The sequence below is a fragment of the Amycolatopsis minnesotensis genome, assembly GCF_039529815.1.
Classification (GTDB): domain Bacteria; phylum Actinomycetota; class Actinomycetes; order Mycobacteriales; family Pseudonocardiaceae; genus Amycolatopsis; species Amycolatopsis minnesotensis.
Window position 1 is genome coordinate 31,637 of the sequence record NZ_BAAANN010000056.1, and the last position, 8,895, is coordinate 40,531.

Consider the following 8,895-nt stretch of genomic DNA (forward strand, 5'->3'; position numbering starts at 1 on the left):
GATGCTGATGCCATGAAGGTGCCCTTCGCGGCGTCAGATTCCCTCAAGGGCGCTTTGAGGGCAGGTGGCCTGGAGCCGGGCATGTTCGTGAAGGCCGCATCCGCGGCACGCACGTCCCTGAAAGGGCACCTTCTCGGCATCAGATTCCCCGAAGGTGCGCCTCACCTTGGCCTCTACCGGGACTTCGGGACAAAAGCAGCCGTCAGGGGCCGGTGTAGAGCAGCAGGTTCGGGGTGCCGGGCATCGCGTAGCCGATCTTGTCCCGCGTCGCGGTGTCCACCAGCGCGCGGCGCACGTCCTCCGGTGAAGCGCCGGGGTTGCGGGACAGGTACACCGCCGCGGCGCCGGCCACGTGCGGCGCCGACATCGACGTGCCGCTCATCGCGCCGCTGCTGTGGTCGTCGGCGAAGGTGGACGACACGATGTCGGTGCCCGGTGCGAACAGGTCGACGCAGTCACCCCACTGGCTTTCCGCCGCGCGGTCGTCCTTCTGGTTGGAGTTGGCGACCACGATCGCCTCGCGGACGTTGGACGGGGTGAACGAGCACGCGGGCACGAAGAAGTTGCCCGCGGCGATCGAGTAGGTGATGCCGGAGGCGATCGAGCGGCGGATGGCGTCCTCCAACGCGGGGGAGCTGCCCGGGTAGCCGAGGCTCATGTTCACCACGGCGGGGTGCTTCGCGTTGGCCGTTACCCAGTCCACACCGGCCAGCACCGAGTCGCTCGGGGTCACGGTGGTGCCGCAGGGCTGCACGCGCACCGCGACGATGTTCGCCTTCGGTGCCACGCCGAAGGTCTTTCCCGCCACGGTGCCCGCGACGTGGGTGCCGTGCCCGCAGGCGTCGCTCGCGTCGGGGTCGTTGTCGACGAAGTCCCACCCCGACACCGCGCGGCCTTCGAACTCGTCGTGGGTCAGCCGGACGCCGGTGTCCAGCACGTACGCGGTGACGCCCGCGCCGGCGCCGGGCGCCCGCGTGGCGTCGCCGTCGAGCGGGAGATCGCGCTGGTTGATGCGGTCCAGGCCCCAGCTCGGCACCGACGAGGGGGTGCTGGAAGGCGCGGGATCGTCGATCCGCATCGAGCGCACGGCCTCGATCGAGGCCACGTCGGGATCGGCGGCCATGCGCTTCGCGTGTGTCGGGTCCATCCGCGCGGAGAAGCCGTGAATCGTTGCCTGGTAACGCTTTTCGACGTTCGCGTCGTAGGCGGCCGCGACCCGGTCAGTGTCGGCGCCGTTTTTCAGCGTGACGATGTACCGCCCGGCGAGCGCGTCGCCCGCATCGGCGTTGACGATCGTGCCCTCGGCCGGTTCCGCGGCGGCGAGCGTGCTACCGGCCACGGCCACGGTGACGGCCAGCGCGGCACCGGAGATCCACAGGGCCCTGCGGGCTGTCCTTCGCTTCATGCGCGCAACGGTAGGGGCGGCCGATGAAATCCGGATAACCAGGACTCGACGGAAGTCGGGTGCCCGTGGCGGCCCGGCGCTGACATGATCGAGCCATGCCCGCCACGAACATCGTCAGCACCCAGGTACGCACGCACGGTCTCGCACTGACCGAGCACGAGGTCACGGTCCCGCTCGACCACGCCGATCCCGGCGGTGAGCTGATCACCGTGTTCGCGCGCGAGGTCGCGGACCCAGGCGACACCGCCGGCACGGACAAGCCCTACCTGGTCTACCTCCAGGGCGGGCCAGGTCACGAGGCGCCGCGCCCGACACGGCACCCGTCCGGCCCGGCGTGGCTCGAACGCGCGCTGAAGGAGTACCGGGTGCTCATGCTGGACCAGCGCGGCACCGGCCGGTCGACGCCGGTGGGCGACCCGGTGGGGGAGACGCCCGAGCAGCAGGCCGACTACCTCAAGCACTTCCGCGCGGACTCGATCGTGCGGGACGCCGAGCTGGTCCGCGAGGCGCTCGGCGGCGACAAGTGGAGCGTGACCGGGCAGTCGTTCGGCGGGTTCTGCGTGCTGAGCTACCTTTCGCTGGCTCCCGAAGGGCTGCGGGAAGCGTTCTTCACCGGGGGCGTGCCGCCCGTCGGCGGTGACATCGACGACATCTACCGCAAGACCTACGAGCGCGTCGTCGAGCGCACGCGCCGCTACTACGAGCGCTACCCGGCGGACCGCGACCGCGTGCTGGAGATCCACTCGTGGCTGGAGAACGAGGACGTCCGCCTGCCCTGCGGCGATCGACTGACCTCGCGCCGCTTCCGCCAGCTCGGGCACGGCCTCGGCATGAGCGACGGCGCCGAACGCCTGCACTACCTGGTCGAGCTGCCGAAGGGGTCGCGCGCGTTCCTCCACGACGTCGAAGCGGCCGAGCCGTTCAGCCGCAACCCGCTGTACGCGGTCGTCCACGAGTCGAGCTACGCCGACGGGCAGGCGACGCGCTGGTCGGCCGAGCGCACCTTGCCCGAGCTGCCGCCGGAGGGGTTCACCGGCGAGCACGTCTACCCGTGGATGTTCACCGAGTACGGCGCGCTCGCACCCTGGCGGGAGGCGGCGGAGCTGCTCGCCCAGCACGAGTGGCCGAAGCTGTACGACGCCGAGCGGCTCGCCGAGAACGAGGTGCCCGCCGCCGCGGCGATCTTCGCCGAGGACGCCTACGTAGAGGCCGAGTACTCGATGGAGACCGTTTCCCTCGTCCGCGGCCTGCGCCCGTGGCTGACGAACGAGTACGAGCACAACGCCATGCGCGCCGACGGCGGCAGGGTGCTGGACAGGCTCATCGACCTGGCACGGGGCCGCGCGTGAGGTGAGCCGCCTCGGCTGGACGAGGACAGCGGCGAGCACGTACGGTACTCACGATGGACAACTGAAGATCGGGCTGAACGAGCCGGAGCGGGAGAGCCCCCGCCGCCTTGGCGGACGGGGCACCGAAGGAGCAAACTCCCCACCAATCTCTCAGGTACAACTACCGCTTCAGGCCAGGCCACTCTGGAAAGCAGGCGCACGCGCGTCTCACCCAAGGTGAAAGCCCCCGCTCCGGCGAGGGTGAAACTCTCAGGTGCCATGACAGAGGGGGAGTTCCCAGCGCGGACGGGTCGCCCCGTGTGCGCACCGACCGAGGAGCTCCCAACATGAGCAGTACTCCCTTTGCTTCCCGGCACATCGGTCCCGCCGAGGCCGAGCAGGCCAAGATGCTGGCCGAGGTCGGGTACGGCAGCCTCGACGCGCTGGTCGACGCGGCGGTGCCGACGGCCATCCGCGCGCACGGCGAACTCGATCTGCCCCCGGCCGCGTCCGAGCTGGAAGCCATCGCCGAGCTGCGCGCGCTCGCCGCCCGTAACCGCCCGATGACGCAGATGATCGGTCTCGGGTACGCCGACACGGTGACCCCGTCGGTGATCCGCCGCAACGTGCTGGAGAGCCCGGCCTGGTACACCGCGTACACGCCGTACCAGCCGGAGATCTCGCAGGGCAGGCTCGAAGCGCTGCTGAACTTCCAGACCATGGTCGCCGACCTGACCGGGCTGACCACCGCGAACGCGTCGCTGCTCGACGAGCCGACCGCGGTCGCCGAGGCGGTGCTGCTGATGCGCCGCGCGTCGAAGGCGAAGTCGTCGAAGGTCGTGCTGGACGCCGAGTGCCTGCCGCAGACCATCGCGGTGGTCCGCACGCGTGCCGAGGCCGTCGGCATCGAGGTCGAGGTCAGGGATCTGCTGACCGGCCTGCCGGACGAGTTCTTCGGCGTCGTCGTGCAGTACCCCGGTGCCTCCGGCGTGCTGCGCGGGCACGGCTTCTACCAGGGGATTTCCGAGGTGGCGAAGGCCGCGGGCGCGCTGTACGCGGTCGCCGCGGACCTGCTCGCGCTCACCGTGGTCACCGCGCCGGGCGAGTTCGGCGCCGACATCGCCGCCGGGGTCACGCAGCGCTTCGGCGTGCCGCTCGGCTACGGCGGCCCGCACGCCGGGTACCTGTCCGTCCGATCCGGACTGGAGCGCTCGCTTCCCGGCAGGCTCGTCGGGGTTTCGGTCGACGCCGACGGCGTGCCCGCCTACCGCCTCGCGCTGCAGACCCGCGAGCAGCACATCCGCCGGGAGAAGGCGACTTCGAACATCTGCACCGCGCAGGTGCTGCCCGCGGTGCTCGCCGCGATGTACGCCGTCTACCACGGTCCCGACGGCCTGAAGGCGATCGCGACCCGCGTGCACGAGCACGCCACCGGGCTCGCCGCCGCACTGCGCGAAGGCGGTATCGAGGTCGTGCACGAGTCGTTCTTCGACACCGTGCTCGCGCGGGTGCCCGGCAGGGCGGAGCGGGTCGTCGCCGACGCGCGCAGGCTCGGCGTCAACCTCGGCTTCGCCGACGCCGACCACGTGCGCGTCGCCTGCGACGAGGTGACCACAGTGGACACCCTGCACCGCGTGCTGGTGGCGTTCGAACTGGAAGCACACGCGAAGGCGGAAGGCAGCGCACTGCCGGAGAGCATCGTGCGCGAAAGCGGCTACCTGACCCACGAGGTCTTCCACCGCCACCGGTCCGAGACCGCCATGCTGCGCTACCTCCGGCGACTGTCCGATCAGGACTACGCGCTGGACCGGGGCATGATCCCGCTCGGCTCGTGCACCATGAAGCTGAACGCGACCACCGAGATGGAGCCGATCAGCTGGCCGGAGTTCGCCGGGATTCACCCGTTCGCGCCTGCCGAGGACGCGGCGGGCTACCGCGAGCTCGTCGACCAGCTTTCCGGCTGGCTCGCCGAGGTCACCGGCTACGACAAGGTGTCGCTGCAGCCCAACGCGGGCAGCCAGGGCGAGTTCGCGGGGCTGCTCGCGATCAGCGCCTACCACAAGGCGAACGGCCGGCCGGAACGCGACGTGTGCCTGATCCCGTCCTCGGCGCACGGGACGAACGCCGCGTCCGCGGTGCTGGCCGGGATGCGCGTGGTCGTGGTGGCCTGCACCGGTGCCGGGGACGTCGACCTCGACGACCTCAAGGCCAAAGTGGACTCCCACCGCGACACCCTCGCCGCGATCATGGTCACCTACCCGTCCACGCACGGTGTCTACGAGAACGACATCAGCGAGATCTCGCGGATCGTGCACGAGGCCGGCGGACAGGTCTATGTGGACGGTGCGAATCTGAACGCGTTGCTTGGCCTGGCGAAGCCGGGCGAGTTCGGCGGCGACGTGTCGCATCTGAACCTGCACAAGACGTTCTGCATCCCGCACGGTGGCGGCGGTCCCGGTGTCGGCCCGGTCGCGGTGCGCGCGCACCTCGCGCCGTACCTGCCGAACCACCCGATGCTCGGGAGTGCCGGGCCGGAAACCGGGGTCGGGCCGATTTCCGGTGCTCCGTACGGGTCGGCGTCGATCCTGCCGATCTCGTGGGCCTACGTGCGGATGATGGGCGCGCGCGGCCTGACCGACGCCACGAAGGTCGCGGTGCTCGCCGCGAACTACGTCGCCTCGCGCCTCGGCCCGCACTACCCGGTGCTCTACACCGGCCGCGGCGGGCTCGTCGCGCACGAGTGCATCCTCGATCTGCGCGCGCTCACCAAGGAAACCGGCGTCACCGTCGACGACGTGGCCAAGCGCCTCATCGACTACGGGTTCCACGCCCCGACGATGTCCTTCCCGGTGGCCGGCACGCTGATGGTCGAGCCGACCGAGAGCGAGGACGTGACCGAGATCGACCGGTTCTGCGACGCGATGATCGCGATCCGGCACGAGATCGACGCCGTCGCCGCGGGGGAGTGGGAACTGGCGAAGAGCCCGCTGCGCAACGCCCCGCACACCGCGCAGGCCATCGCGGGCGACTGGGACCTGCCCTACGACCGGGCGCTCGCGGTCTACCCCGCCGGGGTGTCGCCGAAGGCGAAGTACTGGCCACCGGTCCGGCGGATCGACGGCGCGCACGGTGACCGGAACCTGGTCTGCTCCTGCCCGCCGCTGAACGCCTACGAGAACTGACCGGAGCGGAAACCCCGATGACGAAGCTGTCCCCCCTCAACGACGTCCACAGTGGACTCGGCGCGCTGTTCACCGACTTCGCGGGCTGGAAGATGCCGGTGCGGTACTCCAGCGAGCTCGCCGAGCACCGCGCGGTGCGCGGGACCGCCGGCCTGTTCGACCTGTCCCACATGGCCGAGATCGAAGTGACCGGGCCGCAGGCCGCGGCCATGCTCGACTACTCGTTCGTCGGCAACCTCTCCGGCGTCAAGGTCGGCAGGGCGCGCTACACGATGATCTGCGACGCCGACGGCGGCGTGCTGGACGATCTCGTGGTCTACCGGCTCGCGGACGAGAAGTTCCTCGTGGTGGCCAACGCGGGCAACGCCGCGGTGGTCGACGCGGCACTTTCCGAACGCGTCGCCGGGTTCGACGCCACGGTGACGAACCGGTCGGACGAGGTCGCGCTGATCGCCGTGCAGGGCCCGAAATCCGCCGAGATCGTCGCCGAGGTCACCGGCGCGAAGCTCGACGAGCTGAAGTACTACGCGAGCGTGCCGTCCGCGGTGTCCGGTGTCGAGATCCTCCTCGCCCGCACCGGGTACACCGGCGAAGACGGGTTCGAGCTGTACGTGCCAGCGGCCGAGGCGCCGGGGGTCTGGCAGGTGCTGACCGAGGCCGGTGAACCGCACGGGCTGCTCCCCGCCGGGCTCGCCTGCCGCGACACGCTGCGCCTCGAAGCCGGAATGCCGTTGTACGGCAACGAGTTATCCACCGCGCTCACCCCGTTCGACGCCGGTTTCGGCCGCGTCGTGAAGTTCGAAAAGCCCGGTGACTTCGTGGGCAGGGTCGCGTTGTCCGGGCGCACCGACATCGAACCCGCGCGCGTGCTCGTCGGCCTGCGCGGCACCGGGCGCCGTGCGCCCCGGCACGGGTACCGGCTGCTCGCCGAGGTGCCCGAGACCGGCCCGGCCGACGGCACCGCCATCGGCGAAGTCACCAGCGGCGCGCTGTCGCCGACGCTGGGCTACCCGATCGCGATGGCCTATGTGGACCGCGCGCACAGCGAACCCGGCACCGCGCTTTCGGTGGACGTCCGCGGCAAGGTCGAACCCGTCGAAGTCGTCGCATTGCCGTTCTACAAGCGTTCCTGACCCCACTCGCTCTTTCCCCGAGAGGTACGTTCATGAGCTACCCCCAGGACCTGCAGTACACCGCCGAGCACGAGTGGATCCGCAGGACCGAGGACGACACCGTCACGGTCGGCATCACCGCCTTCGCCGCCGAATCGCTCGGCGACATCGTGTTCGTGCAGCTTCCCGAGACAGGTGCCACGATCACCGCCGGCGAGAGCTGCGGCGAGATCGAGTCGACGAAATCGGTCAGCGAACTGTTCGCCCCGGTGACCGGTGAGGTCGTCTCGGTGAACGAGGCCGCGACCGAGAACCCCGAGGTGATCAACGACGACCCGTACGACAGCGGCTGGCTGTTCACCGTGCGGGCCACCGAGCTGCCGGAGCTGCTGGACGCCGCCGCCTACACCGCGCTCACCCAGGAGGCCTGAGCCATGAGCTCGTTCGAATCCACACTGTCCGCTGTGGACCCCGAGGTCGCGCAGGCGGTCTCGGCGGAGCTGCACCGCCAGCAGTCCACTTTGGAAATGATCGCCTCGGAGAACTTCGCGCCGGTCAGCGTGCTCGAAGCGCAGGGCTCGGTGCTGACCAACAAGTACGCGGAGGGCTACCCCGGCCGCCGCTACTACGGCGGCTGCGAGCACGTCGACGTCATCGAGCAGCTCGCGATCGACCGTGCGAAGGCGCTGTTCGGCGCCGAGCACGCGAACGTGCAGCCGCATTCCGGCGCGCAGGCGAACGCGGCCGCGATGGTCGCCGTGCTCAAGCCCGGCGACACCATCCTCGGCCTCGACCTCGCGCACGGTGGCCACCTCACGCACGGGATGAAGATCAACTTCTCCGGCAAGCTGTACAACGTGGTCGCCTACCACGTCGACAAGGAAACCGGGATCGTCGACCTCGCCGAGATCGAGCGGCTCGCCACCGAGCACAAGCCGAAGCTGATCATCGCGGGCTGGTCCGCCTACCCGCGCCAGCTCGACTTCGCCGAGTTCCGCCGCATCGCCGACTCCGTCGACGCGAAGCTGATGGTGGACATGGCGCACTTCGCCGGGCTCGTCGCGGCCGGGCTGCACCCGAGCCCGGTGCCGCACGCCGACATCGTCACCACCACCACGCACAAGACCCTCGGCGGCCCGCGCGGCGGCATCATCCTCTCGCGCGCCGAACTCGCCAAGAAGATCAACTCCGCGGTCTTCCCCGGCCAGCAGGGCGGTCCGCTGGAGCACGTGATCGCGGCGAAGGCGGTCGCGCTGAAGGTCGCCGCGAGCGAGGAGTTCCGCGAGCGCCAGCAGCGCGTGCTCGCCGGGTCCAAGATCCTCGCCGAGCGACTGTCCAAGCAGGACTGCGCCGACGCTGGCGTTCGCGTGCTCACCGGCGGCACCGACGTGCACCTGGTGCTCGTCGATCTGGTCAACTCCACTTTGGACGGCCAGCAGGCGGAGGACCGGCTGCACTCGGTCGGCATCACGGTCAACCGCAACGCGGTGCCGTTCGACCCGCGGCCGCCGATGGTCACCTCCGGGCTGCGCATCGGCACGCCCGCGCTGGCCACCCGCGGCTTCGGCGAAGAGGACTTCACCGAGGTCGCCGACATCATCGCGAAAGCACTTTGCCCCGATTCCAGTGACTTCAGCGACGCGGCAAAGGTAGCACTGGCCGCCCGAGTCGAACTGCTCGCCAAGAAGCACCCGCTCTACCCGGGGCTCCAGCGATGACCGCCGAAGCACGCCCTCCCGCTGAGGCGGCATCGAACAGAGCGGCTCCCGAGGGTCGGAAGTTGTTGCGGCTCGAGGTTCGTAACAGTGAGACGCCGATCGAGAAGAAGCCGTCGTGGATTCGGACGCGGGCGAAGATGGGTCCGGAGT

General features: G+C 70.1%; 6 protein-coding genes and 1 riboswitch. Of the genes, 5 read left to right on the top strand and 1 reads right to left on the bottom strand.

The window, feature by feature from the left end; translation table 11 throughout:
- Positions 1–202: 202 nt before the first annotated feature.
- Complete coding sequence (locus ABD256_RS40575) at positions 203–1,405, bottom strand: S8 family peptidase (RefSeq protein WP_344431110.1); 1,203 nt, start codon at positions 1,403–1,405, stop codon at positions 203–205.
- A gap of 95 nt (positions 1,406–1,500) precedes the next feature.
- On the opposite strand from ABD256_RS40575, the gene ABD256_RS40580 reads away from it, so the two are divergent.
- The 5 genes from ABD256_RS40580 to glyA all read left to right on the top strand — a co-directional run bounded on the left by ABD256_RS40580 (position 1,501) and on the right by glyA (position 8,745).
- Complete coding sequence (locus ABD256_RS40580; RefSeq protein ID WP_344431112.1) at positions 1,501–2,754, top strand: alpha/beta fold hydrolase; 1,254 nt, start codon at positions 1,501–1,503, stop codon at positions 2,752–2,754.
- 78 nt (positions 2,755–2,832) lie between these two features.
- Positions 2,833–2,930: riboswitch (glycine riboswitch) on the top strand.
- Positions 2,931–3,080: 150 nt separating this feature from the next.
- Entirely contained in the window at positions 3,081–5,915 is a 2,835-nt protein-coding gene (gene gcvP, locus ABD256_RS40585) for an aminomethyl-transferring glycine dehydrogenase (RefSeq protein ID WP_344431114.1), read from the top strand.
- A gap of 17 nt (positions 5,916–5,932) precedes the next feature.
- Positions 5,933–7,048, top strand: a complete 1,116-nt coding sequence (gene gcvT, locus ABD256_RS40590) for a glycine cleavage system aminomethyltransferase GcvT (RefSeq protein ID WP_344431115.1) — start codon at positions 5,933–5,935, stop codon at positions 7,046–7,048.
- Between the two features lie 32 nt (positions 7,049–7,080).
- On the top strand, positions 7,081–7,458 hold the full coding sequence (gene gcvH, locus ABD256_RS40595; protein ID WP_344431117.1) for a glycine cleavage system protein GcvH: 378 nt from the start codon (positions 7,081–7,083) through the stop codon (positions 7,456–7,458).
- A gap of 3 nt (positions 7,459–7,461) precedes the next feature.
- Positions 7,462–8,745, top strand: coding sequence for a serine hydroxymethyltransferase (gene glyA, locus ABD256_RS40600; RefSeq protein WP_344431118.1), 1,284 nt, complete (start codon positions 7,462–7,464; stop codon positions 8,743–8,745).
- Positions 8,746–8,895: the final 150 nt, after the last annotated feature.

Excerpts from the sequence above, each read along its gene's own strand:
- ABD256_RS40580 (WP_344431112.1), top strand. The coding sequence starts at position 1,501 with ATGCCCGCCACGAACATCGTCAGCACCCAGGTACGCACGCACGGTCTC.
- ABD256_RS40575 (WP_344431110.1), bottom strand. The coding sequence starts at position 1,405 with ATGAAGCGAAGGACAGCCCGCAGGGCCCTGTGGATCTCCGGTGCCGCG.
- gcvH (WP_344431117.1), top strand. The coding sequence starts at position 7,081 with ATGAGCTACCCCCAGGACCTGCAGTACACCGCCGAGCACGAGTGGATC.
- gcvP (WP_344431114.1), top strand. The coding sequence starts at position 3,081 with ATGAGCAGTACTCCCTTTGCTTCCCGGCACATCGGTCCCGCCGAGGCC.
- gcvT (WP_344431115.1), top strand. The coding sequence starts at position 5,933 with ATGACGAAGCTGTCCCCCCTCAACGACGTCCACAGTGGACTCGGCGCG.
- glyA (WP_344431118.1), top strand. The coding sequence starts at position 7,462 with ATGAGCTCGTTCGAATCCACACTGTCCGCTGTGGACCCCGAGGTCGCG.